Source organism: Actinomadura decatromicini (assembly GCF_008121305.1).
GTDB lineage: Bacteria > Actinomycetota > Actinomycetes > Streptosporangiales > Streptosporangiaceae > Spirillospora > Spirillospora syzygii.
This window is the reverse complement of sequence record NZ_VSRQ01000003.1, coordinates 80,374-105,092: the sequence shown is the minus strand read 5'-3', so window position 1 is coordinate 105,092 and position 24,719 is coordinate 80,374. Positions and strand designations below refer to the sequence as shown.

General features: G+C 72.1%; 23 protein-coding genes. 12 read left to right on the top strand and 11 right to left on the bottom strand.

Going from position 1 to position 24,719, the window contains the following annotated elements; all coding sequences use genetic code 11:
- Positions 1-63: 63 nt before the first annotated feature.
- Positions 64-1,251: an NAD(P)-dependent malic enzyme gene (locus tag FXF68_RS14265; RefSeq protein WP_148759493.1), complete on the bottom strand. Its 1,188-nt coding sequence runs from the start codon at positions 1,249-1,251 to the stop codon at positions 64-66.
- 362 nt (positions 1,252-1,613) lie between these two features.
- Between FXF68_RS14265 and FXF68_RS14260 the strand changes: the two genes are divergently transcribed.
- The 4 genes from FXF68_RS14260 to FXF68_RS14245 all read left to right on the top strand — a co-directional run bounded on the left by FXF68_RS14260 (position 1,614) and on the right by FXF68_RS14245 (position 5,325).
- Positions 1,614-2,519: an ABC transporter substrate-binding protein gene (locus FXF68_RS14260; RefSeq protein ID WP_148759492.1), complete on the top strand. Its 906-nt coding sequence runs from the start codon at positions 1,614-1,616 to the stop codon at positions 2,517-2,519.
- 4 nt (positions 2,520-2,523) lie between these two features.
- Complete coding sequence (locus FXF68_RS14255; RefSeq protein WP_148759491.1) at positions 2,524-3,435, top strand: amino acid ABC transporter permease; 912 nt, start codon at positions 2,524-2,526, stop codon at positions 3,433-3,435.
- Positions 3,436-3,524: 89 nt separating this feature from the next.
- Positions 3,525-4,277, top strand: coding sequence for an amino acid ABC transporter ATP-binding protein (locus FXF68_RS14250; protein ID WP_148760697.1), 753 nt, complete (start codon positions 3,525-3,527; stop codon positions 4,275-4,277).
- A 79-nt stretch (positions 4,278-4,356) separates the two neighbouring features.
- Positions 4,357-5,325 (top strand): zinc-binding dehydrogenase, encoded by a 969-nt coding sequence (locus tag FXF68_RS14245; protein ID WP_148759490.1) that lies wholly within the window; start codon positions 4,357-4,359, stop codon positions 5,323-5,325.
- A 41-nt stretch (positions 5,326-5,366) separates the two neighbouring features.
- Here the strand turns inward: FXF68_RS14245 and FXF68_RS14240 are convergent, their stop codons facing one another.
- The 6 genes from FXF68_RS14240 to FXF68_RS14215 form a co-directional block, all read right to left on the bottom strand.
- Positions 5,367-6,095: a PadR family transcriptional regulator gene (locus FXF68_RS14240; protein WP_148759489.1), complete on the bottom strand. Its 729-nt coding sequence runs from the start codon at positions 6,093-6,095 to the stop codon at positions 5,367-5,369.
- Between the two features lie 7 nt (positions 6,096-6,102).
- Complete coding sequence (locus FXF68_RS14235; RefSeq protein ID WP_246178681.1) at positions 6,103-6,972, bottom strand: DUF4097 family beta strand repeat-containing protein; 870 nt, start codon at positions 6,970-6,972, stop codon at positions 6,103-6,105.
- Between the two features lie 65 nt (positions 6,973-7,037).
- The gene (locus FXF68_RS14230) at positions 7,038-7,217 is read right to left on the bottom strand and encodes a DUF6104 family protein (protein WP_148759488.1); all 180 of its coding nucleotides are present in this window, start codon (positions 7,215-7,217) and stop codon (positions 7,038-7,040) included.
- Positions 7,218-7,333: 116 nt separating this feature from the next.
- Entirely contained in the window at positions 7,334-11,071 is a 3,738-nt protein-coding gene (locus FXF68_RS14225; protein WP_148759487.1) for a multifunctional oxoglutarate decarboxylase/oxoglutarate dehydrogenase thiamine pyrophosphate-binding subunit/dihydrolipoyllysine-residue succinyltransferase subunit, read from the bottom strand.
- Between the two features lie 288 nt (positions 11,072-11,359).
- On the bottom strand, positions 11,360-12,031 hold the full coding sequence (locus FXF68_RS14220; RefSeq protein WP_148351476.1) for an AIM24 family protein: 672 nt from the start codon (positions 12,029-12,031) through the stop codon (positions 11,360-11,362).
- Positions 12,032-12,092: 61 nt separating this feature from the next.
- On the bottom strand, positions 12,093-13,001 hold the full coding sequence (locus FXF68_RS14215) for a glutathione S-transferase family protein (RefSeq protein ID WP_148759486.1): 909 nt from the start codon (positions 12,999-13,001) through the stop codon (positions 12,093-12,095).
- Between the two features lie 123 nt (positions 13,002-13,124).
- On the opposite strand from FXF68_RS14215, the gene FXF68_RS14210 reads away from it, so the two are divergent.
- Positions 13,125-13,802, top strand: a complete 678-nt coding sequence (locus tag FXF68_RS14210) for a DedA family protein (protein WP_148759485.1) — start codon at positions 13,125-13,127, stop codon at positions 13,800-13,802.
- 4 nt (positions 13,803-13,806) lie between these two features.
- Here FXF68_RS14210 and FXF68_RS14205 read toward each other — a convergent pair whose 3' ends face one another.
- Positions 13,807-14,898 (bottom strand): NAD(P)H-dependent amine dehydrogenase family protein, encoded by a 1,092-nt coding sequence (locus tag FXF68_RS14205; protein ID WP_148759484.1) that lies wholly within the window; start codon positions 14,896-14,898, stop codon positions 13,807-13,809.
- 209 nt (positions 14,899-15,107) lie between these two features.
- On the opposite strand from FXF68_RS14205, the gene FXF68_RS14200 reads away from it, so the two are divergent.
- Positions 15,108-16,010 carry an SDR family oxidoreductase gene (locus tag FXF68_RS14200; RefSeq protein WP_148759483.1) on the top strand — a complete coding sequence of 301 codons (903 nt, stop codon included), beginning with the start codon at positions 15,108-15,110 and terminating at the stop codon, positions 16,008-16,010.
- A 4-nt stretch (positions 16,011-16,014) separates the two neighbouring features.
- Complete coding sequence (locus tag FXF68_RS14195; protein WP_148759482.1) at positions 16,015-16,815, top strand: enoyl-CoA hydratase/isomerase family protein; 801 nt, start codon at positions 16,015-16,017, stop codon at positions 16,813-16,815.
- A gap of 190 nt (positions 16,816-17,005) precedes the next feature.
- Here FXF68_RS14195 and FXF68_RS14190 read toward each other — a convergent pair whose 3' ends face one another.
- Entirely contained in the window at positions 17,006-17,848 is an 843-nt protein-coding gene (locus FXF68_RS14190; RefSeq protein WP_148759481.1) for a sirohydrochlorin chelatase, read from the bottom strand.
- A gap of 377 nt (positions 17,849-18,225) precedes the next feature.
- Here FXF68_RS14190 and FXF68_RS14185 point away from each other — a divergent pair, with 377 nt between their 5' ends.
- The 5 genes from FXF68_RS14185 to FXF68_RS14165 all read left to right on the top strand — a co-directional run bounded on the left by FXF68_RS14185 (position 18,226) and on the right by FXF68_RS14165 (position 22,877).
- Positions 18,226-18,684 (top strand): roadblock/LC7 domain-containing protein, encoded by a 459-nt coding sequence (locus FXF68_RS14185; protein WP_067898964.1) that lies wholly within the window; start codon positions 18,226-18,228, stop codon positions 18,682-18,684.
- Between the two features lie 157 nt (positions 18,685-18,841).
- Entirely contained in the window at positions 18,842-21,448 is a 2,607-nt protein-coding gene (locus tag FXF68_RS14180) for a sensor histidine kinase (RefSeq protein ID WP_246178680.1), read from the top strand.
- Positions 21,445-21,891 (top strand): roadblock/LC7 domain-containing protein, encoded by a 447-nt coding sequence (locus FXF68_RS14175; protein WP_148759480.1) that lies wholly within the window; start codon positions 21,445-21,447, stop codon positions 21,889-21,891. The genes FXF68_RS14180 and FXF68_RS14175 overlap by 4 nt, the downstream gene beginning before the upstream one ends.
- A 4-nt stretch (positions 21,892-21,895) precedes the next feature.
- Positions 21,896-22,291, top strand: coding sequence for a DUF742 domain-containing protein (locus FXF68_RS14170; protein ID WP_148351484.1), 396 nt, complete (start codon positions 21,896-21,898; stop codon positions 22,289-22,291).
- Positions 22,272-22,877: a GTP-binding protein gene (locus FXF68_RS14165; RefSeq protein WP_148759479.1), complete on the top strand. Its 606-nt coding sequence runs from the start codon at positions 22,272-22,274 to the stop codon at positions 22,875-22,877. The genes FXF68_RS14170 and FXF68_RS14165 overlap by 20 nt, the downstream gene beginning before the upstream one ends.
- Before the next feature lie 136 nt (positions 22,878-23,013).
- Here FXF68_RS14165 and FXF68_RS14160 read toward each other — a convergent pair whose 3' ends face one another.
- Together FXF68_RS14160 and FXF68_RS14155 are read right to left on the bottom strand one after the other, a co-directional pair.
- Positions 23,014-23,709: a cupin domain-containing protein gene (locus FXF68_RS14160; protein ID WP_246178679.1), complete on the bottom strand. Its 696-nt coding sequence runs from the start codon at positions 23,707-23,709 to the stop codon at positions 23,014-23,016.
- A 10-nt stretch (positions 23,710-23,719) separates the two neighbouring features.
- Positions 23,720-24,661 (bottom strand): NADP-dependent oxidoreductase, encoded by a 942-nt coding sequence (locus tag FXF68_RS14155; RefSeq protein ID WP_246178678.1) that lies wholly within the window; start codon positions 24,659-24,661, stop codon positions 23,720-23,722.
- Positions 24,662-24,719: the final 58 nt, after the last annotated feature.

Genomic DNA, 24,719 nt, shown 5'->3' with positions numbered 1-24,719 from the left:
TGTTCCACGGCCCGCATTCCAAAAGAGGAATGCGGGCCGTCCGGAATCCGCGAAGATCCCTGATCAGATCCGGGCGACGCCCTCGGCCCGCGCCCGCGCCGCCACCGCGGCGGTGACCGCCGGGGCGACCCGCTCGTCGAACGGGCCGGGGATGACGTAGTCGGGGGTCAGGTCGTCGCCGACGATGCCGGCCAGCGCGTTCGCCGCCGCCAGCTTCATGCCCTCGGTGATCGTGTGCGCGCGGACGTCGAGCGCGCCGCGGAAGATGCCGGGGAACGCCAGCACGTTGTTGATCTGGTTCGGGAAGTCGCTGCGCCCGGTCGCGACGACCTTGGCGTGCCGGCGCGCCACCTCGGGCTGCACCTCGGGCGTCGGGTTGGACAGCGCGAACACGATCGCGTTCTCCGACATGGTGGCGACGCACGACTCGTGGACGGTGCTCCCGGACAGCCCGATGAACACGTCCGCGCCGCGCAGCGCCTCCTCCGTCGAGCCCTTGAGCAGCGACCGGTTGGTGATCGCGGCGATCCGCTCCTTGATCGGGTTCAGGCCGTCCCGGCCCGCGTAGATCAGGCCCTTGCTGTCGGACAGCGCGATGTCGCCGATCCCGGCCTCGATGAGGATCTTGGAGACGGCGATGCCGGACGCGCCCGCACCCGCGACGACCGCCCGCAGCTCCGACAGCGGCTTGCCGACGTACCGGGCGGCGTTCTTCAGCGCGGCGAGCACCACGATCGCGGTGCCGTGCTGGTCGTCGTGGAAGACGGGGATGTCGAGCGCGGCGCGCAGCCGGTCCTCGATCTCGAAGCAGCGGGGGGCGCTGATGTCCTCCAGGTTGATGCCGCCGAAGCTCGGCGCCATCCGCACGACGGTGTCGACGATCTCGTCCACGCCGGTGCAGCTCAGCGCGATCGGCACCGAGTCGACGCCGGCGAACTCCTTGAACAGCAGGGACTTGCCCTCCATGACCGGCATGGACGCGGCGGGCCCGATGTCGCCGAGCCCCAGCACGGCGGTGCCGTCGGTCACGACCGCGACGACCTTGGACGTCCACGTGTAGTCGTAGGCCAGCTCCGGGTTGTCGGCGATGGCGGTGCACACGCGGGCGACGCCCGGCGTGTAGGCGAGCGAGAGGTCGTCCTTGTCGCGGACGGGAATGGTGGAGCGCATCTCCAGCTTCCCGCCGCGGTGCAGCGGGAACGCCGGATCGTCGTCCAGGGAAGGTTCGGTGGAAATGGGCTGAGCAGCCACAGCGACCCCTGTCAGTGAAAGTTGGCTTTCTCTTCGATGCCGCCGCGGTGGCTGGTGGTGTGGTGGCCTGCCCACCGGGTGGTCATCACGCGACGTACGGGGGTCACCCGTTGTCCGATTGTGTCATACCCACCCTTCCTTCCCGGTGGAGACGGGGAGGTGGCGACCGTCACGTGATCATTGCCACGGCGTGGTCGGCCGGTTGCCGTCCGTGCGGCCGGCCGAGGTCGGCGTACCGTCCCGGGGCCCGCTCGTTGCGTGATTGTTTCGGACCCTTTATCCAGATCAGGGAGGTTGTGCGCCAAGATGTGCACCTGACCTTCGGATCTACGCATCCGACGCAACCACCTGGAGGGGGACCAGTGATCAGCGGTTCTCTGCGCCGCCGCGCCCTCGCGGCGGGCGCGCTCGTGCTGACGGGCGCGCTCGCCCTGTCCGCATGTGGCGATGGCGACGACTCGGGCTCCGTGTCCCCGGCGTCGAGCACGAGTGCGGACGGCAAGCTCGCGGCCTTGGTCCCGGACGCGATCAAGAGCGACGGCAAGATCTCCATCGGGGTGGACGCCTCGTACCCGCCGAACGAGTCCGTGGACCCGGGCTCGCAGAAGATCGTCGGCTGGGACGTCGAGCTGTTCGACGCCGTCGCGGCCAAGCTCGGGTTGAAGACCGAGTACCACAACGCGGGCTTCGACACGATCATCCCGGGCGTCCAGTCGGGCAAGTACGAGGCGGGCGTCTCCTCCTTCACCGACACCAAGGAGCGCGAGGGGGCCGTCGACTTCGTCACCTACTACTCGGCCGGGACGGCGTGGGCGACGCTGAAGGGCAACCCCAAGGGCGTCAACCCGGACGACGCGTGCGGCAAGAGCATCGGCGTCCAGCAGGGGACCGTGCAGGTCGACGACCTCAAGGCGCGCAGCAAGAAGTGCACCGACGGGGGCAAGCCGGCGATCAAGTCGGTCGTCCGCAAGCAGCAGACCGAGGTCAACAACGACCTGGTGGCGGGCAAGGTGGACGCGATGGCCGCCGACTCCCCGATCGTCGGCGACGCGGTCAAGAAGACCGGCAAGCTGGAGATCATCGGGCAGGTGTACGACACGGCGCCCTACGGCTACACGCTCGGCAAGAACTCCGGCCAGTTCAAGGACGCCGTGCTCGGCGCGCTGAAGGCGCTCATCGCCGACGGCACGTACAAGAAGATCCTCACCGACAACGGTGTGGAGAGCGGCGCGGTCACCGAGCCGGCGATCAACGCCGCGCAGAGCTGATCGCATGACGGCCGACGACGACGTCGAGAAGGGGCGGCCCGAAGCGATCCGGGCCGTCCCCGTGCGGCATCCGGGACGGTGGGTGGCGGCCGCGGTCGTGCTCGTGCTCGTCGCGATGTTCGTCCACTTCCTGTTCACCAGCGACGCGCTGGACTGGGCCGAGCAGCGCAAGTACGTCACGTCCGACGCCGTGCTCAAGGGCGTCCGGAACACGATCCTGCTGACCATCGCGGCGATGGTCGGCGGCATGGTGCTCGGCACGATCCTCGCCCTGATGCGGCTGTCGGCGAACCCCCTGCTGAGCGGTGCGTCCTGGTTCTACCTGTGGTTCTTCCGCGGCACGCCGCTCTACACCCAGCTCCTCATCTGGGGCGCGATCGGCACGCTGTTCCCGACCGTCGGGATCGGCATCCCGTTCGGCCCCGAGTTCGAGACGTGGAAGACGCAGGAGCTGGTCACGCCCATGCTCGCGGCGGGGCTCGGGCTGATCCTCAACGAGGCCGCCTACATGGCGGAGATCATCAGGGCCGGGATCCTGTCGGTGGACGAGGGCCAGCAGGAGGCGGCGAGCGCGCTCGGCATGTCCAAGTCGCAGACCATGGGCCGGATCGTGCTGCCGCAGGCGATGCGGGTGATCGTCCCGCCGACCGGCAACGAGGTGCTCTCGATGATGAAGAACACCTCGCTGGTGGCGGCCGTCCCGTTCTCGGAGCTGACGTTCACCGCGCAGACGATCTACGCCAGCACCTACAAGATCATTCCGATGCTGGTGATGGCGTGCCTCTGGTACCTGCTGCTGTCGTCCATCCTGATGGTGGGCCAGCATTACCTTGAGCGCCACTTCAGCCGCGGCGTCGGGCGCAGCGCCGAGGCGGGGCTGCGGCTCCGGTTCCGCGGCGGAGGCGGTGGCCAGTGAGCGGAGGCGACGACACCGTGAGCGGAGGCGACGACACCGTGGGCGACAAGCTGTCCAAGGAGCCGCCCGCCGCCGAGAGCGGCGGCCTGATGGTCAAGGCCGAGCGGGTGCACAAGTCGTTCGGGCGCTTGGAGGTGCTCAAGGGCATCGACCTGGAGGTGCGGCAGGGCGAGGTGATGTGCGTCGTCGGGCCGTCCGGCTCCGGCAAGTCCACCTTCCTGCGCTGCATCAACCACCTGGAGAAGATCAACGCCGGGCGGCTGTGGGTGAACGGCCACCTGGTCGGCTACCGGCAGCAGGGCGGCAAGCTCCACGAGCTGCGCGACCGCGAGGTCGCCGCGCAGCGCCGTGAGATCGGCATGGTCTTCCAGCGGTTCAACCTCTTCCCCCACAAGACCGTCCTGGAGAACGTCATGGGCGCTCCGGTGTGGGTGAAGAAGCAGCCGAAGGACCAGGTCAGGCAGCGGGCCCTCGCCCTGCTCGACCGGGTCGGGCTCGCCGACAAGCCGCAGAGCTACCCGGCGCAGCTGTCCGGCGGGCAGCAGCAGCGGGTCGCGATCGCGCGGGCGCTCGCGATGGAGCCCGCGCTGATGCTGTTCGACGAGCCGACCTCCGCGCTCGACCCGGAGCTCGTCGGCGAGGTGCTGGAGGTCATGAAGCAGCTCGCGCTGGACGGCATGACCATGATCGTGGTGACGCACGAGATGGGATTCGCCCGCGAGGTCGGCGACTCGCTGGTCTTCATGGACGACGGCGTCGTCGTCGAGACGGGCACCCCGCGAGAGGTGCTCGCCAACCCGCAGCACCAGCGCACCCGGGACTTCCTCTCCAAGGTCCTCTGACCCGTCTGCGCGTCGCGGCCCGCCCCTCACCCGGGGGGCGGGCCGCGATCGTCCAGAACGAACGGTTAGTGTGCGTCCCATGTTCGCTGTCACGGCCACACAGATCGACGCAGACAATCCGCTCACCGGGCTGACCGTGGGGGAGCGCCCCGAGCCCGACGTCCCGGACGGCTGGACGACCGTCACGGTCAAGGCCGCCGCGCTCAACCACCACGACCTGTGGTCGCTGAAGGGCGTCGGGCTGCCCGCCGACCGGCTCCCGATGATCCTCGGCTGCGACGCCGCCGGGCTGGACGAGGACGGCAACGAGGTCATCGTCCACTCCGTGGTCGGCGACCCGGACCGGGGCGGCGGCGACGAGACCCTCGACCCGAAGCGGTCCCTGCTGTCGGAGGTCCACCCGGGGACGCTCGCGGAGAAGGTCGCGGTGCCGCGGCGGAACCTCGTCCCGAAGCCCGCCGAGCTGTCGTTCGAGGAGGCCGCCTGCCTGCCGACCGCCTGGCTCACCGCGTACCGGATGCTGTTCGGCAAGGCCGGGCTCGAACCCGGCGGGTCCGTGCTCGTGCAGGGCGCGGGCGGCGGCGTCGCGACCGCCGCGATCGCGCTGGCGTCGGCCGCGGGCTACCGCGTCTACGCGACCAGCCGCAGCGAGGCCAAGCGCAAGCGGGCACAGGAGCTCGGCGCGGACGCCGTGTTCGAGACCGGCGCGCGGCTGCCCGAGCGGGTGGACGCCGTCATCGAGACGGTCGGCCAGGCGACCTGGTCGCACTCGCTGAAGTCGCTGCGCCCCGGCGGGCGGGTCGTGGTGTCCGGCGCCACCAGCGGCGCCGTGCCCCCGGCCGACCTCAACCGGGTGTTCTTCCTGCAGCTCCAGGTCGTCGGGTCGACGATGGGGACGCGCGGCCAGCTGGAGCGCCTCGCCCGGTTCCTGGTGAAGACCGGCGTCCGGCCGCAGATCGACCGGACGCTGCCGCTCAGCGAGGCCCGCGCGGGGTTCGAGGCCATGGCCGAGGGCGACCTGTTCGGCAAGATCGTCTTCACGCCCTGACGGCGCGGCAGGGGCCGCGGGCCGCCGCGGCCCCTGCCGGGTCAGTCCTCGTCGCGGCGCTGGAAGACCTCGGTCCTGAGGCGCTCCCTGGCCTCGTCCAGCAGGGCCTGCGCGGCGGCGAGGTCGTCGTCGTCCAGGTCGGACGCCTTCGCGGCCTTGCGGACGTCCTCGACGAAGCGGCGGAGCAGGCGCTCCAGCTTGAGGCGGGCGACGTCCTCGCGGGTGCCGGTCGCCGTCTTCCAGGCGTCCTCCCAGTTCTGCCGCCACTCCTCCTTCCACGCCTGCTTCTGCTCGCGCCAGTGCTCCTTCTGGCGCTTCCACTCCTCCTTCTGCCGCTCGGTCGTCTCCTTCCAGGCGTCCTTGGACGTGGCCTTGCCCTGGTCGCGCATCGTCCGGGCGGCCTGGGTGAGCTCCTCGCGCAGCGTCCGGACGGTCTGCCGCACGTCCTCCTGCACGCCGCGCGCGAACTCCTGCGCCGAGGCGGAGATCTCCTCCTCCAGCTCGGCCAGCTCGTCCATCCGGCGCTCCAGCTCCTCGCGGCCCTTGTCGGTCAGCGAGTACACCTTCTTGCCCTTGACCACCTCGTGGGTGACGAGGCCCTCGGACTCCAGCCGGGCGAGCCGCGGGTAGATCGTGCCGGGGGACGGCGAGTACACCCCGAGGAACCGGTCCTGCAGCAGCCGGATCACCTCATAGCCGTGCCGCGGGCTCTCCTCCAGCAGCTTCAGCAGGTACAGCCGAAGGCGACCGTGGCCGAAAACAGGGCTCACGTGGTCCTCACTTCTCCATCCGGGGTGTGGTGATCTCCGGGGCGTCGTCGGCGCGGCCGAGCAGCGTGATCGCGCCGGACACCGTGTTGACCGACAGCCGGCCCGAGCCGTCGCCGATCTCGCCGGACCGGCCGCGCGCGACGAGCCCCTCCTGCTCCTCCAGCGCGTCGAAGGACGTCTCGATCCGCCCGGCGGCCGAGTTCAGCGTGACCCGCGCGCCCGCCGACTCGGGGATGCGCAGCGCCACCTCGCCGGACACCGTGTTGACGTCGACCTTCCCGCCGCCGCCGAGCGCGACGTCGGCGGCGACGCGGCCGCTCACCGCGCGGGCCGCGAGCCGGTCGAGCGAGCCGCCCGCGAGGGACAGGTCGCCGGACACGGAGGTGAACGAGACCGTGCCGTCCAGGCCCTGCGCCTCGACCGCGCCCGACACGGTGTTGGCGTCGATCGCGCCCGCCACCCCGTCGAGCGTCACGTCGCCGGACGCGCTCTTGATGGACGTCCGCGCCGTCATGCCCGTCACGATCGCGTCCGCCGAGACGAGGTTCAGCGTGACCGGGCAGTCGCGGGGGACGGTCACCGTCACCGTCGCGCGGCACCGCTGCGTGCGCAGCCAGCTCAGCACGCCCTCCCACAGCCTCTCGTGGGTGACCGTCAGCATGCCCGCGTCGTGCGTGACCACCAGCGGCGGGCCCTCCACGTCGCCGACCATGATGGACGGCCGCTCGTCCGAGGCGAGCACCGACACGCTGCCCGCGATCAGCGTCGCCCGCAGCGCGACCACGCCGTCGAAGTCGAGGGTGGTCGGTTCGTCGATCGTCCAGCGCGACATCGCGGTCTGCCCTTCGTCGAGCGTCTTCCGGCATCCAGTGAACACGATATGTCGCGTCTGCCGGATGTCAAGATGTATCGCGTTTCAGGACGGGCGCGTCCCCGGTCCCGCTACTCGTCCTCGTCGTCGTCCAGCCGGGCCAGCCAGGTGGCGAGGCGCTCCACGGACGTCTCGAACTCGGGGTTCAGGTCGACGAACTCGCGCAGCCGCTCCGCCAGCCAGGCGATGCTGACCTCCTCCGCGCCGCGCCGGTCCGTCAGCTCCTCGATGCCCCGATCGGTGAAGTACATCGTTCCGGTTCCTCTTCGTGCGGTCCTCGGGTCGGGACGCCGAGGGCCCCGGCGCGGCGCGCCGGAGCCCTCGGACCGTCCTGTGTCTCTTCCGGGGGATGCCCCCGGGACCGGGACTAGCCCTGATCGAACAGCCGGGCGAGGAGGGCCTCCTGCTCGGCCTGGTGCAGCTTGGCCGAGCCCACGGCGGGGGAGGAGGACGCCGGGCGCGACACCCGCGACAGCCGCAGCCCCTCGATGTGGTGCGGCAGCTTGAGCGCCATGAACGGCCAGGCGCCCATGTTGGCGGGCTCGTCCTGGACCCAGACGACCTCCGCGCCCTCGGGGTACTTGGCCAGCTCCGCCTTGATCTCGTCGACCGGCGGCGGGTACAGCCGCTCGACCCGGACGATCGCGGTGTCGGTCGCGGCGTGCTCGTCGCGGGCCTTGGCCACGTCGTAGTAGATCTTGCCGGTGGTGAGCAGCACCCTTCGCACGCCCGCCGGGTCGATCCCCGGGTTGACCTCCGGGATGACCGGCTGGAACGCGCCGCCGGTGATCTGCTCGACCGGGGACGCCGCCGCCTTGAGCCGCAGCAGCGACTTGGGCGTGAACACCACCAGCGGCTTGTTGCGGCCCGACAGCACCTGCCAGCGCAGCAGGTGGAAGTAGTTCGCCGGGGTCGTCGGGTAGACGACGGTCATGTTGTCCTGCGCGCACAGTTGCAGGTAGCGCTCGATCCGCGCGGACGAGTGGTCGGGCCCCTGGCCCTCGTAGCCGTGCGGCAGCAGCAGCACGACGCTGGAGTGCTGGCCCCACTTCTGCTCGCCGGAGGAGATGTACTCGTCCACGATCGACTGGGCGCCGTTGGCGAAGTCGCCGAACTGGGCCTCCCAGCACACCAGCGCGTCCGGACGGGTCATCGAGTACCCGTACTCGAAGCCCATCGCGGCGTACTCGCTGAGCAGCGAGTCGTGCACGTAGAACTTCGACACGCCCTGCCCGAACTGCTTGAGCGGGGTGTACTCCTCGCCGGTCCTGCGGTCGACCAGGACGGCGTGCCGCTGCCCGAACGTGCCGCGCCGGGTGTCCTGCCCGACGAGTCGGACCGGGTGGCCGTCGATCAGCAGCGAGCCCATCGCCAGCAGCTCGCCGGTCGCCCAGTCGATCGCGTCGTCCTCGATCATCTGCGCGCGGCGCTGCAGGATCGGCTGGAGCCGCGGGTGCGGGGTGAACCCCTCCGGCAGGCTGACCTGCGTCTCGATGATCCGCTTGACGGTCTCCTGCGGGATCGCCGACCTGGCCTTGCCGTGGTCGATCGGGATGCTCTCCTCGATGTCGGGCTTGACCACCGAGCCCGGCTCCAGCGGCTTCTTCACCGCCTCGCGGGTCTCGGTGAACGCCCGCTCCAGCTGCTCCTGGTAGTCGCGCAGCGCCTGCTCGGCCTCCTCGACCGTGATGTCGCCGCGCCCGATCAGGGCCTCGGTGTAGAGCTTGCGCACCGACCGCTTGGCGTCGATCAGGTCGTACATCAGCGGCTGGGTGAACGAGGGGTTCTCGCCCTCGTTGTGGCCGCGCCGCCGGTAGCAGACCATGTCGATGACGACGTCCTTCTTGAACGTCTGCCGGTACTCGAACGCCAGCCGCGCCACCCGCGCGCACGCCTCCGGGTCGTCGCCGTTGACGTGGAAGATCGGCGCCTGGATCATCCGGGCCACGTCGGTGGAGTACACGCTGGACCGGGAGTACTCCGGCGCGGTGGTGAACCCGACCTGGTTGTTGATGATCACGTGCACGGTGCCGCCGGTGCGGTAGCCGCGCAGCTGCGACAGGTTCAGCGTCTCGGCCACCACGCCCTGCCCGGCGAACGCCGCGTCGCCGTGGATCAGGATCGGCAGCACGCTGAACCCGGCCTCGCCGACGTCCAGGAGGTCCTGCTTGGCGCGCACCACGCCCTCCAGCACCGGGTCGACCGTCTCCAGGTGGGAGGGGTTGGCGACCAGCTCGGTGTGGATCTTGGAGCCGTCGTCGGCGACGAAGTCGCCCGAGGCGCCCAGGTGGTACTTCACGTCGCCCGAGCCCTGCGCGCTGCGCGGGTCGAGGTTGCCCTCGAACTCGCCGAAGATCTGCCCGTAGGACTTGCCGACGATGTTGGCCAGCACGTTCAGCCGGCCGCGGTGGGCCATGCCGATCACAACCTCGTCCAGGCTCTCCTTGGCCGCGGCCGAGATCACCGAGTCCAGCAGCGGGATGACCGACTCGCCGCCCTCCAGCGAGAACCGCTTCTGCCCGACGAACTTGGTCTGCAGGAACGTCTCGAACGCCTCGGCGCTGTTGAGCCGCCGCAGCACGTGCAGCTGCTCCTCGCGCGACGGCTTGTCGTGCGGGACCTCCACGCGCTCCTGGATCCAGGCGCGCTCCTCCGGGTCCTGCATGTGCATGTACTCGATGCCGACCGTCCGGCAGTAGGCCATGCGCAGCACGCCGAGGATGTCGCGCAGCTTCATCGTCGGCTTGCCGCCGAACCCGCCCGTCGCGAACTCGCGCTCCAGGTCCCACAGGGTGAGGCCGTGCTTGAGGATGTCCAGGTCGGGGTGGCGGCGCTGCTTGTACTCCAGCGGGTCGGTGTCGGCCATCAGGTGGCCCCGGACCCGGTAGGCGTGGATCAGCTCGTGGACGCGCGCGACCTTGGCCACGTCGTCCTCGTGGGTGGCCGAGATGTCCTTCACCCAGCGGACCGGCTCGTAGGGGATCCGCAGCGCCTCGAAGATCTCGTCGTAGAAGCCGTCCGCGCCCAGCAGCAGCTCGTGGATCCGGCGCAGGAAGTCGCCCGACTGCGCGCCCTGGATGATCCGGTGGTCGTAGGTGGAGGTCAGCGTCATCACCTTGCTGATCCCCATGCGCGACAGGGTGTCGCTGGACGCGCCCGCGAACTCCGCCGGGTACTCCATCGCGCCGACGCCGATGATCGTGCCCTGGCCCGGCATCAGCCGCGGCACCGAGTGGACGGTGCCGATCGTGCCCGGGTTCGTCAGGCTGATCGTCGTGCCCTGGAAGTCCTCCAGGGTCAGCTTGCCGCCGCGCGCCTTGCGGACGATCTCCTCATACGCCGCCCAGAACTGGCGGAAGTCCAGCGCCTCGGCCGCCTTCACCGACGGCACCACCAGCTGCCGCGAACCGTCGCTCTTCTGCAGGTCGATCGCCAGCCCGAAGTTCACGTGCTCCGGCCTGATCAGCACCGGCTTGCCGTCGACCTCGGTGAACGCCGCGTTCATCTCCGGCATCGCCGCGAGCGCCTTCACGATCGCGTACCCGATCAGATGCGTGAACGAGACCTTGCCGCCCCGCCCGCGCTTCAGATGGTTGTTGATCACGATGCGGTTGTCGATCAGCAGCTTCGCCGGGACGGCGCGCACGCTCGTCGCCGTCGGCACCCCGAGGCTGGCCTCCATGTTGGCGGCCGTCCGCGCCGCGACGCCGCGCAACCGGACCTCCTCGGCGCCCGCCGGAACGGGCGGCGGCGCGGGCTTCTGCGCCTGCTTGTCCGCCTGCTTGTCCGCCTGCTTGTCCGCCTTGGCCTCGCCCTTGGCGGGGGCCTTCGGCGGCTTCACCGGGGCCTGCGGTGTCGGCGGAGCCGCCGCGGTGCCGTTCGCGGCCTTCCCGGTCGCACGGTCGGCACTGGCCTGGGGGGAAGCCGGAGTCACGGACGACGGCCGGCTGTCCGGCTTGTAGTCCGCGAAAAAGTTCCACCAGGCCTCGTCAACGGAGTTCGGGTCTTCGAGGTACTTCTGGTACAGCTCGTCGACCAGCCACTCGTTGGCGCCGAAGTCGGTCATGTTCGGGTCGGCACTAGTTTGCGACGACTCTGTCGACACGGCGGAGATCGCCCTCTTCCGCAGCTCGCAGGTGAGTTCTGAGACGAATCAAGGCTACTGCAGTGTTGGCCCAGGGGGGCGACCCCCTGGAACCCCCGTCACGCGCGAGGTGCGCGTTCGGCTCGACGCTGGGGCGTCTCCCCGAACGCGCACCTCGCGCGGCAGGTCGTGCGACCTCCGGCGCCTGGGGCGCCTCCGGTCGCACGACCTGTTGCCTCGCTTCTGTCCCGTCCAGAGAGGTTCCTCCTTGGAGGGGTGTTCGAGGGGACACGGGGGCACTGCTGGGGATTAGTGGCTGTGCTGGGGGACCGTGGGGCCCTCGCTGGCCTGGATCAGGACGAAGCCCTGGCCCTGGTAGGCGAGCTGCATGGCCTCGCCGCTGCCGCGGCCGATGAGGGCGCTCGCCTTGAAGGTGCGGTTCACGCCCACCTGGAGGCTCTGGCTCCAGGCGACGGCGGACTGCCCGTCGGCGAACGTGGGGGCGCGGCCGCAGTCGAGCATGACGGGGGTGCCGTGCGTGGTGAGGGCCACCCAGCCGGTGCCGGTGAGGGTGGTGTTGAACAGGCCGCCCGCGGCGATCCCGGCGCCCTGGACGCGCTGGATGTCCCACTGGAGGTGGGAGTCGAAGGCGAGGATGTTCTTGCCGTTGACGGTGATGCCCTCGTTCTCAAGGTAGAAGAGGTGGATGTCGTCGGCGTCGTTCGCGACGAACAGCAGGCCTTGGCCCTTGACGCGCATCAGCGGGACGCCCTCGCCCGTCAGCGCCTTCTTCATGAACTTGCCGATGCCGCCCGACCCCTCGTAGTCGAACTCCATCTGGCCTTGGAAGGCCACCATGGAACCCTGCCGGGCGAGGACGTCGCCGTTCAGGTGGACGCGGAGCATCTTGGAGTTCTGAAGCGCGAAGTGACCGGGGAGCTGCTGGCCCTGGTCGATGTTTCCGAAGAACTGGCTGCGCATGGTCGGGGGGTGCCTCTCATGGTGATTACTGGAGAACCGCCAGCATAACGACGGTTTGGGATCAGCGTTCCCGGTTGTGCGCGGCCGTCCAGTCGATGCTCGGGCCCTTGGGCACGATGCCGGTGGGGTTGATGTTGCGGTGCGTCACGTAGTAGTGGCGCTTGATGTGGTCGAAGTTCGTGGTCTCGCCGAAAGCGGGGATCGAGTACAGATCCCGTGCGTACGCCCAGAGGTTGGGGTAGTCGGTGATGCGGCGGAGGTTGCACTTGAAGTGCGAGTAGTAGACGGCGTCGAAGCGGGCGATCGTCGGGTAGAGGCGGACGTCTGATTCCGTGATCTCGTCGCCGAAGAGGTAGCGGGAGCTCGCCAGGCGCTCTTCCAGTTGGTCGAGGGTGGCGAAGAGGGCGTCGAAAGCGTCCTCGTAGGCGTCCTGGGACGTGGCGAAGCCCGCCTTGTACACGCCGTTGTTGATCGTCGTGTAGAGCAGGTCGTTCATCTCGTCGATCTCGGGACGCAGCGCCTCGGGGTACAGGTCGGGCGCGTCCGGCTTCTGGAGGGCGGTGAACTCCGTCTCCAGCATCGTGGTGATGTTCGGGAAGTCGTTGGTGACCAGGCGCTCGGTCTCGGTATCCCAGATGCAGGGGACGGTGTAGCGCCCGGTGAAGCCCGGGTCGCTGCTGAGGTACAACTCGGAGAGGAACTCGGCGTTCGTGACGGGGTCGCGGTCGGGAAAGCGCCAGCCGCGCTCGTCCCGGATCGGGTCGACGACGCCGACGCCGATCGCGTCCTCCAGGCCGAGCAGCCGCCGGACGATCAGGCTGCGGTGCGCCCACGGGCACGCGTACGACACGAACAGCCGGTACCGGCCGGGTTCGGCGCGCAGGCCGCTCGACCCGTCCGCCGTGATCCGCTCCGTGAAGCGGTTCGGCTGCCGGACGAACCGGCCTCCCTCGACCTCCTGTGCGGTCATGCCGGGCTCCTCCCGAAGTCGCCTTGCCCGCCCGCGGGCGTAGTCCGCGCGGAGGATTCGACGCCCCGGGCCCCATGGCTACGATAGACCGTCGAATGCTCGGCCGGACGATCGCGGGGACCCATGCTTGAGCAGTTCAACGCCCTGGTGGACGGGCTCCCACCTGGGATGATCTATCTGATCATCGCCGCTCTGGTGTTCGCCGAGGCGGCACTGTTCGTCGGGTTCGTGTTCCCCGGCGAGACGGCGATCGTGGTGGGCGGCGTGCTCGCCCAGCAGGGCACGCTGTCGCTGCCCCTGTTGCTGGTCATCGCGGTGGTCGCGGCCGTGGTCGGCGACTCGGTCGGCTACGAGATCGGCCGCCGGTACGGGCCGCGGCTGCTGGACGTCAAGGCGATGCGGAGGCACCGGGCCAAGGTCGCCTCGGCGCAGGGGCTGATCCGCAGGCGCGGCGCGTTCGCGGTGTTCATCGGACGCTTCACCGCGCTGCTGCGGGCGCTGATGCCCGCGCTCGCCGGGAGTTCGCGGCTGCCCTATCCGAAGTTCCTGGTGTTCAACATCATCGGCGGTGTGACCTGGGTGGTGACGTTCACGCTCGGCGGCTACTTCGCGGGCGCGGCGTTCGAGCACACGGCGCAGCTCGCCGGGCGCGGCCTCGCGATCGGCCTCGCGGTCGCCGCCGTCGTCGCGCTGGCGGTGTGGGGCGTCCGCAAGCACCGGCGCGAGGCCCGCGACGAGGAGAAGGCCGAGGCGGAGATCGGCTCGGGCGAGGAGCCGGAGCCCGCGCGCACCCGGCCCTGAGCGCTCAGTTCCGTATCCGGCCGCTGATCATCGGCAGGTCCAGGCCGGTGCGGATGCCGGGGTCCGCCGCGCAGACGGCGGGGACGGCGTTCAGCGCGTGCGCGGCCGCCGCCGTGATCGGGTCGGACACCCAGCTCTCGTCGGCGGCGAGCGCCACGGACGGGCTGCCGTTCACGCGGAGCGAGTAGCCGGGGCCGCCCCACTCGGGCGGCATCCGCGCCGCGTCGGCCTTGTGCACCACCTCGATGGTGATCACGGGACGTCCGGCGGCGAGGCCGCTGAACGTCCAGCGGGCCGCCGCGACCGTGCCGCGCGGGATCGGACCGGCGGCGGTGACGAGGTCGGTGCGGGCGAGGCGGTGCTCGACGTCCATGTCGACCTCGTCCAGGTCGACGCCGAGCCCGGCCGCCACGAGGTGCAGGCTCTCGGAGTACAGCCCCCGCATCGCGGTGCGGGCGGGCCGCAGCGCCCGCAGGTACGCCTCCTCCGTCTTGCCGAAGCCGATCATGCGGTGGACCATCTCCCAGGACGGGTACCGCGAGAAGTCCGCGCACTCCCGGACGTAGACGTGCCCGATCCGGCTGGACAGCCGCGTCAGCACGAGCGGCAGGAGGTCGGCCATGAAGCCGCCGCTGATCCCGCTGCCGTGCACGGACGTGCCGCCGTGCTTGCACGCCTGCTCCAGCTCGTTCACGTACTGCGGGCCGTGCGCCTGCGGGTAGACGAACCCGTTGAGCGAGATCACGTTCTTCCCGGACGCGAGCAGCGCGCAGACGACCTCCAGCTCGGCGAACCGGTCGAGGCCGGGACGCGGGGCGTAGACGACGCAGTCGGCTTCGAGGTCGAGGATCTCGTCCAGGTCCCCGGTGGCGCGGACCCCGACGGGCGCGCGGCCCGCGATGGCGGCCGCGTCGACGCCCGCCTTGTCGGGGGAGTGCACCCAGGCTCCGGCCAGTTCGAGGTCGTCCCGGTCGAGCACGGCCCTGATCACGCTGCGTCCGACGGCGCCGGTCGCCCACTGCACGACGCGGTACGGACGGGGGCCGGGCGAGTACGCGGACGGGGACGCGGGCGGGGACGCGTCGGCGGGGCTCATCGATGCGGGACCTCCGTTGCTCGTCGCGAGGAGAGTACGCCGTGGCACCGGGCGAAAAGCGGCATTCTGCGCAATTCTCTACCGGCTCCCATGGTACGCCCGGTCGAAACCGGGACCCGCTCCCGAGCGTGATTCGGTTTGGTGGTACCACTGGGTAACCCCTGGATGATTACCTGAGGGCGTAGCAGCTCGCATGTGAGGAGACACAGATGTCGGAACTGCGCTACGACGGCCGGGTCGCGGTCGTGACCGGGGCCGGGCACGGCCTCGGCCGCCGGCACGCGCTGGAGCTCGCCGCGCGCGGCGCCAGGGTCGTGGTCAACGACCTCGGCGGCGACCGGTCCGGCGTCGGCGCCTCCGCCGGCCCCGCGCAGCAGGTCGTGGACGAGATCACGAAGGCCGGCGGGGAGGCGGTCGCGAACCCCGACGACGTCGCGACGCCGGACGGCGCGCAGGCCGTCGTGCGGGCCGCGCTGGACGCCTTCGGCAAGGTCGACATCGTGATCAACAACGCGGGCATCCTGCGCGACAGGTCGTTCAAGAACATGACGGTCGAGGAGTTCGACGCGGTCATCGCCGTCCACCTGCGCGGCTCGTTCCTCGTCTCCAGCGCCGCGTGGCCGCACCTGCGCGAGAACGGGCACGGGCGGATCGTGAACACCTCGTCCCCGGCCGGGCTGTTCGGCAACTTCGGCCAGGCCAACTACGCCACCGCCAAGATGGGCCTGGTCGGGTTCACGAAGACGCTCGCGCACGAGGGCGCCAAGTACGACATCAAGGCCAACGCCATCGCCCCGGTCGCTTGGACGCGCATGACCGAGGACCTCCTGCCCGCCGACTTCGCGGACAGGCTGAGCGTCGAGCAGGTGACCCCGCTCGTCGCCTACCTCGCCCACGAGTCCAACCAGGACTCCGGCGAGGTCTACACCGTCGGCGGCGGCCGGATCGCGAAGATCTTCGTCGCGGAGGGCCCCGGCTACGGGCAGAAGGACACGTTCACCGTGGAGGACGTCCGCGACAACTGGGCGGCGATCAGCGCGGCGGAGCCGCTGACCGTCCACAAGAACGCGATGGACCAGATGGGTCCGCTGATCCAGCAGCTCAGCGGCTGATCCGTTGAGCGCGATAGAGCTCGACCGGCGGGACGGGGTGCTCACGATCGCCCTGTCCCGTCCGGAGCGCCTCAACGCGGTCGACAACGCCATGACCGAGGAGCTGCTCGACGTCCTCAACGAGCTGATGCGCGACCCCGGCACGCGGGTCGTCGTCCTCACCGGGAAGGGACGCGCGTTCAGCGCGGGCATGGACATCCAGGAGGGCGACCCGGGCGGCGCCGGGACGGCCGAGGGCCGCGCCCAGCGGCTCTACCGGGCCATCGCCCGCGGCGGCGAGGTCACCGCGCGGCTGCGGGAGATCCCGCAGCCGGTCGTCGCGGCGCTGCACGGCCCCGTCGCGGGGGTCGGGGTGTCCTGGGCGCTGGCCTGCGACCTGCGGGTCGCCGACGAGTCGACCCGGTTCGTGGTGCCGTTCACCGACCTCGGGCTGTCGGCGGGCGACTGCGGCCTGTCGTGGCTGCTGCCCCGGCTCGTCGGCCCGGCGCGGGCCGCCGAGATCGCCTACCGGAGCCCGCGGCTGGACGTCGAGCGCGCCGGCGCGCTCGGCCTGATCACCGAGACCGTCCCCACGGGGACGGACCTGGAGGCGGCGCACGCCCTCGCGGGCGAGCTGCTCGCCAAGTCCCCGTACGGGCTGCGCCGGACGAAGGAGCTGCTCAACGCGTCCCTGGACGCCCCCGGTCTGCGCGCGCACCTCACCACCGAGACGGCCGTCCAGACCCTCGCCTTCTTCACCGAGGACCTGGCCGAGGGCATGGCCGCCGCCCTGGAGAAGCGCCCACCCGACTTCAAGAACCGTTGATTCCCGGAGAGACCTGAGCCGAGCCCGCGGGTCGTGCGGCCGGAGGCGCCCCAGCGCCGGAGGCCGCACGACCCGACGGCGCAGGCGACCGCAGCGACGCCACGCACACCAGCACAGGCAGACAGACCGAAACGGCGGCGTGAGGATCGCCTGCGCCGCAACGGGGGTTCCAGGGGGTCGCCCCCCTGGGCTAATCGGCCAGGGCGAGCGACAGGGCCTCCACGTAGCGCAGGGCGGCCAGGCGGGCCAGGGCCGGGTGGGCGCCCAGCGGGGTGGACGCGGCGGCCCCGACGGAGGCGGCGGCCGGCGCGGCGAGGGCGGCCTCCGGCTCGGGGCCGATCAGGTGCGGCGCGAGCGCGATCGACGCGGCCCCGGCGGCGCGGAGCTGCTCGGTGGCGGCCTTGACGGACGACTCGTCGTTCAGCGAGGCGGTGAACACCGGCGCGGCGAGCCGCGAGGCGAGCAGCACGCCGGTGACCTCGGCCTGCCGGACGGCCGTCGCGTCGCCCGGCGTCGCGACGATCACGCCGGACGCGGCCGTCACCATCGTCATCAGCCGGATCCGGTCGGCGCGGGCGAGCCCGGCGTCGGCGAGCCGGTCGTGCAGGGCCTCGGCGATGAGGGGGTGCGGGCCGAGCGGCTCGGCGGCGACGGCGTGCACCGGCGCGGCGGTCACGGCGGCGTGCAGGGCGGCGTCCATCCGCGGGTCGGGTCCCGTCGACAGCGGGACGACGACCGCCGCCAGCTCGCCGTCCGCGCCGCGCAGCCCGGCGAGCACGGCGGTCAGGCTCGCCTCGTCGCCCTCCAGGTGGCCGTAGCGGGCGGGCTGCCCGGTGTGCTCGATCTCGACGAGCCGGGCCAGCTCCGCGGCGATCGCGGTGCCGGCGTGCCGGGCGGGGCCGGGCACGGCCAGGACGAGCGTTGGGGAATTGGGGGGAAGCAGGAAGGACTCGTCGCCGCGGTGCCGGCCGCCGCGGGGGGCGCGGCGCCGTCGCGACGGCAGTGCCTCGGGTGCCTGGCTCTCGGGACTCACGGCGGGCATCGTAACGCCCTCTGGCCGGGGAGTCGGTCTCCCGGCCCGGCCGTCGTCGTTGCCTGTATGAATCGCGGTGCTCCTTCCGTGCCGGTCGAGACGCCTGCGGGGGATGAAGAAGCAGAGTATGGCGGAATGTCCCTCGGCAACAGAGGGAAATGAAGCAAATTGTCCTGATTTGCCGCTATCTCCTTGCGATCGGTGCGCCGCGTCCCGCCCTGATGACGGACATACCAGCAGGTGATGAGGAATGGCCGCAATGACGGCGAAAGGCGGCAAAGGGGTTGCGGCCGCGTGACGGACGGCCTTTATGATCCAGGGACCTTCCGCGCCGGAACGCCCGGGGCCCGCTGGAATCGGAGGACGAGGGAACCCGCATGATGCACAACACCGCGACCGGCGAGCTGAACTGGCTGCTCAACGACTTCGCCGAGCGGGTGACGACCGTGCGGCAGGCGGTGATCCTGTCCCGGGACGGCCTCGCCGTCGCCGCGTCCAGCGAGCTGGGCCGGGAGGACGCCGAGCACCTGTCCGCGCTGGCGTCCGGGGTGCAGAGCCTCGCCCGCGGCGCCGGCCGCCACTTCGCGGGCGGCAACGTCCGGCAGACGATCATCGAGATGGACGCCCTGCTGCTGTTCGTGACCGCCGCCGGCGACGGCACCTGCCTCGCCGTCGTCGCCGAGGCGGACGCGGACGCCGGGCTGGTCGCCTACGAGATGGCGGTGCTGGTCAAGCGCGTCGGCCAGCATCTCCAGGCGGCCCCGCGGTTCGCTTCCGGACCGGGTGGCGGCGGGGGCCTCGGAGCCGCCGGAGGGTCCGCGCCGCGCGGCTTCTGAGCCGGTCGGACGGGTCCGGCGGCGGACCCGCCGTCGAAACGCCCGGCGGCGGTGAGCCCGCGAGGCGGTAAACGACGTAGTAGGCTCCCGCACACCCCCTTACTCCCACGCATCGGGAGGATTCCCCCGCAATGTCCCGCCTCCGGACGCCGAAGCCGTGACGATCCCCAGTCTCTCCTCCATCCGGGCGAGGATCACTTTGCTGGTCCTCGTCCCGCTGCTGGCGCTGGCCGCGCTGTGGGCGTTCCTCACCGGCATGACCTACGGCGACGCGCACCAGCTGCTGCAGGCCCGCAAGTTCCAGAACGAGATGGTGCTGCCCACGCAGCGGCTCATCGACGCGCTGCAGAAGGAGCGGCGGCTGGCGATGGCCGAGCTCGGCGGCGCCCGCGCGGCCGACCCGGGCGTGATGCGGGCGCAGCGGCAGACCGCCGACACGGCGGCCGAGGAGGTCCGCGCGGGCAGCCGGGACGGGGGCCTGCGGCGGGCGATCCAGCCCGAGATCGTCCAGCGGATGGACACGTTCGTCCGCCGCCTCGGCGACCTCCCGGAGGTCCGCCGCGGCGTCGACCAGCGGGTCGCCGCCCGCGCCGACGCGCTGCGCGCCTACAGCGACCTGATCGACGCGGGCTTCGCCGTCTACAACGCGACGACGCCGGGGGACGGCTCCGTCACCGCGCACGCCCGCACGCTCATCGCGTTCGGCCGCGCCCGCGAGTTCATGGCCCGCGAGGACGCCCTGCTCACCGGCGCGCTCGCCGCCGGGCGCATCACGGTCGCCGAGCGCGGCCACTTCGCCCAGCTCGTCGGCGCCCAGCGGCTGCTGTACGGGGACACCGTGCCGAACCTGCCGGCCGACGACCGCGTCCGCTACGCCAGGCTCGTCGCGACCGACCCGTTCACCCGGCTCCGCACGATGGAGGACCAGGTCGTCCACGGCGCCGAGCCCGCCACGGCCGAGTCGCGGCGCGCCCAGCAGGGGCCGGACGCCGTCCCCGGGGCGGCGGGCCGGCAGGCCGCGCGCGGCCCGGTCATCGACCCGGCGGTGTGGCGGTCGGTCGCCGACACCGCGAACGGCGGCCTGTTCACGCTGGAGAACAAGGTCCTCGACGACGTCACCATGCACGCCCGGCACATCGCGGTCCGCACGTTCCTGCGGCTCGCGTTCGCGGGCGGGCTCGGCCTCCTCGCGATCGTGCTGTCCGCGATGATCGCGACGCGGGTGTCGCGGCGGCTGCTGCGCGAGTGCCGGACGCTCGCCGCCGGCGTCGTCGAATTCACCCGCGACCGGCTGCCGCGGCTCGCCGACGGGGTCCGGGCGGGGCGTCCCGCCGAGCCGGGGCCCCCTTCGGACGCCGGGTACCGCATCGACGAGATCCGGCAGATCGCCGAGTCGTTCGACCGCACCCGCGAGGCCGTGGTGCGCGCCGCCGAGGGCGAGGTCGCGGCCCGGCGCGGCATCAACGAGGTGTTCGTCAACCTCGCGCGCCGCAACCAGGCGCTGCTGCACCGGCAGCTCAGCCTGCTCGACACGATGGAGCGCCGCACCGAGGACCCGTCCGAGCTGTCGGACCTGTTCCGCCTCGACCACCTCGCGACCCGGATGCGGCGGCACGCCGAGGGCCTCGTCATCCTCGCGGGCAAGTCGGCGGGCCGCGGCTGGCGCCGTCCCGTCCCGCTGGTGGACGTGGTGCGCGGCGCGGTCGCCGAGGTCGAGGACTACCCGCGCGTCCGGGTGCAGCCGCTGCCCCGGGTCGCGCTGCTCGGCTCCGCGGTCGCCGACGTCATCCACCTGCTCGCCGAGGTCGTGGAGAACGCGACGACGTTCTCGCCGCCGCAGTCGCCGGTGCGGGTCAGCGGGCAGGCGGTCGCCTCCGGGTTCGCGATCGAGGTGGAGGACCGCGGGCTCGGCATGACCGAGGAGGCGCTGCGCGCCGCCAACGAGCGGCTCGCCCACCCGCCGGAGTTCGACCCGTCCGACAGCGCGCAGCTCGGGCTGTTCGTCGTGGCGCGGCTCGCCCTGCGGCACGAGATCCAGGTGACGCTCCGCCCGTCCCCCTACGGCGGGACGACCGCGATCGCGCTGATCCCGGGCTCGCTGGTCGTCGAGGCCGCCGAGCCGGACGCGCCCGTCCGCCGGGCGACCGGGCCGATCCAGTCGCCGCCGGACCCGGCGGTCGCGCTGCCCGCGTCCGCGCGCCCCGCGGTCCAGGCGGGTCCGGCCGAGCGGCCGGACCCGGCGAGCGGGCTGATGCGGCTCGTCGCCGAGGCCGGACCGCTCGCCCTGCCGAAGCCTCCCGCCGCGCCGGCGGAGGGCGCCGGGAAGAAGGAGGACGCGGCGCAGCCCGCGCCGCAGGCGGGGGAACTGCCGAAGCGGCGCCGGCAGCAGCACCTCGCGCCCCAGCTCAAGGAACGGGTGGACGCTCGCCTCGCCGCCCAGAACGGTTCCCGCCCGCCCGCCGAGTCCGGGCCGGAGCCGGACGCGGCGGAGATGACGCCGCTGTCGGCGCCCGTCCCGATGGACCCCACTCCCGAACCCGCCCCGCCCGCTCCCCCCGAGACCGCTCCCGAGTCCGCTCCCGAGATGTCGGACGGCGCGCCGTCCCCGGCCGCCGACGAGAACCCGGAGCGCTCGCCCGAGGCGTTGCGCTCGATGCTGTCCGCCATGCAGCGCGGCTGGCAGCGCGGCCGGCAGGACTCGGCCGACGCCGAGCCGGCGCGGGAGGACCCCGCGCGGGAGGACCAGGAGGACGACACCCGATGACAGAAGCCGAGCACTCCGGCGGGGAGGTTCCGGGCGGCGCGGGAGGCGAGCTGAACTGGCTGCTGGACAGCCTGGTCGAGCGCGTCGCCCCGGTGCGGAACGCGGTCGTGCTGTCCAGCGACGGGCTGCGGATCGCCGCGTCCAAGGGGCTCGCCAGGGAGGAGTCGGACCACCTGTCCGCGGTGGCCGCGAGCTTCCAGAGCCTCGCGCGCGGGGCGGGCGAGTCGTTCGGCGGCGGCCCCGTCCGGCAGACGATCGTGGAGATGGAGTCGGCGTTCCTGTTCGTCACCGCCGCCGGGGACGGCGCGTGCCTCGCCGTCCTGTCCGAGGCGAACGCCGACCTCGGGCTGATCGCCTACGAGATGGCGATGCTGGTGACGCGGGTCGGCCGGCACCTGTCGGCGAACCCGCGGGCCACCCTGACCGAGCCGGGCGGCGGGTGAGGCCATGGCGGACGGTGCCTGGTACGACGACGCCGCGGGGCCGGTGGTGCGCCCGTACGCGCTCACCGGCGGCCGGACGCACTACACGGGCGACGACTTCGACCTCGTCGCCCTGATCGCGGCCGCCGAGCCCCCCGAGGCCGCGGCGGGCGAGCCCGCCCTGGCGGCGCCCGCGTGGGCGCCCGGACCGGAACATCACATGATCTTGGAGCTTTGCCGCACACCGCTGTCGGTCGCCGAGATAGCGTCGGATCTGGAACTCCCCCTGGGGGTCGTCCGTGTCCTGCTCGGCGATCTGCTCGACCGCTCGCTGATACAGGTCCGGCGCCCCGCGCCGGTGGCGCAGTTCCCAAGCGAGCGCGTACTCAAGGAAGTGATCGATGGAATCCGTGCGCTCTGACGCGGCCGCCGCACCCGGCGACTCCGCGCTGACGGTCAAGATCCTCGTCGCCGGCGGTTTCGGCGTCGGCAAGACGACCCTGGTGAGCGCGGTGAGCGAGATCCGCCCGCTGCGCACCGAGGAGGCCCTGACCGAGAAGAGCATCGGGATCGACGACACCTCGGCCGTCGTGAACAAGACGACGACGACCGTGGCGATGGACTTCGGGCGGATCACGCTGCCGAACGGCCTCGTGCTGTTCGTCTTCGGCACCCCCGGCCAGGACCGCTTCTGGTTCATGTGGGACGAGCTGGCGAAGGGCGCGCTCGGCGCGGTCGTCCTGGTGGACACCCGGCGGCTCGCCGACTGCTTCGCCTCGGTCGACTACTTCGAGCGGCGCGGCGTCCCGTTCATCATCGGCGTCAACCGGTTCGACGGGGCGGGGCAGCACTCGCCGGACCAGGTCCGCGACGCCCTCGACCTGTCGCCCGACATCCCGGTCATCACCTGCGACGTGCGCGACCGGGAGGACGCCAAGCGCGTCCTCATCACGCTCGTCGAGCACATCATGCGGACGATGAGCGCCCGCCAGACGATCAGCTACTAGGCGGCCGGGGCGGCGTGCGCCGCCCGGACGCCGCCCCTGGCCCCCGCCCGCTCATCGGGCGGGGGCCTCGGCGTCGTCCCTGCGTCACGGGTGGGGCGTCACGGGCGGGGCGTCACCGGCCAGCGTCGTCCCGGCGTCACGCGCGGAAGTCGGCGAAGTCGAAGCCGGGCGCGACGACGCAGCTCACGAGGACCTCGTCCGGTCCGGCGGGGCGCGCCGCCTGCCAGCGGCCCGGCGGGACGAGCGCCTGCGGGACCTGGCCGCCGGTCACGTCCGCGCCGAGCGTGATCAGCTCGGGGTCCGCGCCCGGACGGTCTCCGTCACCGCCGAGGTACAGCGACAGCGGGCCGCCCCGGTGCCACAGCCACAGCTCCGCCGACCGGACGGAGTGCCACATCGACTCCTCGCCCGGCGGCAGCAGGAAGTAGATGGCGGTCGCGGCGGCGCGCTCGCCCGGATAGCCCTTCGGGACGAAGGACACGTCCGACCGCCACGTCTCCCGGAACCAGCCGCCCTCGGGGTGGGGGAGGAGGTCGAGGGCCTCGGCGGTGGCGGGGCGGTCCAGCAGCGCGACGTGCCGCCCGTCCGGGGCGCGCCGCAGGTAGCGGACGCGGGACGCGGCCGTCCGGTCGACCACCCCGCGCGCCGGGACCGCGCCGGGCGGCGGGTCGAGCGTGACGGCGACGACCTGCCCGCCGTCCGGGAAGACGTCGTCGGCGACGGCGAGGGCGCCGGGTTCGTCGTCGGGCGCCCACACCGCCCCCGCGTCGGAGAGCGTGAACCCGGGACCGGGCTGGCCGAGCCAGCCGTCGAGCGTCGTGAGGAGCAGCACCCGACCGAGCCTAGTCCTCCGCGGTGAGGACGATCTTGCCGGAGACCCGGCCGGTCTCGCCCCGCTCGTGCGCCTTCGCCGCGTCCGCCAGCGGGAACACCGAGTCGATCCCCACGCGGAGCGCGCCGGACGCGGCCAGGTCGGCGATCCGCGTCAGCGCGTGGTGGTCGGGCTCGACGAGCAGCGCCTCGGCCCGGACGCCGGCCGCCGCGGCGTCCATCTCGGCGGGACGGCTGAGCACCAGCGACACGAGCACGCCGCCCGGTCGCAGGACGCGCAGCGACCGAGGGCCGTAGTCGCCGCCGATGGCGTCGATGACGATGTCCACGTCCTTGACGGCCTCGGCGAAGTCGGTCGCGCGGTAGTCGACGGGCTCGTCCACGCCGATGCCGCGCAGGAAGTCGTGCTTCGGGGCGCTCGCCGTCCCGATGACGTACGCGCCGTGCGCCTTGGCGATCTGCACGGCCAGGTGCCCGACTCCTCCCGCCGCCGCGTGGACCAGGACGCGCTGCCCGTCCCGCACCCGCGCCGTGTCGACGACCGCCTGCCAGGCGGTGAGCGCGGCCAGCGGCAGCGCGCCCGCGCGCACGTGGTCGATCCCGGCGGGCTTCGCGGTGAACGTCCGGGACGGCGCGGCGACGTACTCGGCGTACGCGCCGCCGCCGAACGGGTAGCGCAGCATCCCGAACACCTCGTCGCCCGGCTTGTGCAGCGTGACGCCGACGCCGGTCGCCTCCACGACGCCGGACACGTCCCAGCCCAGGACGAACGGCGGCCGTCCGAGAAGCCCGCCGTCCGCCCGGTGCTTCCAGTCGGTCGGGTTCACCCCGGCGGCGCGCACCCTGACGAGCACCTCGGTGGGCCCCGGCTCCGGCCGCTCCACCTCGACCGTCTTCAAGACCTCGGGCCCGCCGAGCGTGTCCTGGCTGACCGCGCGCATCGTCTCGGCCATGCGTCCTCCCCTGTCCGTGATCGACCTGTCCGGTGATCGTCCCTGCCGGTGATCGTCC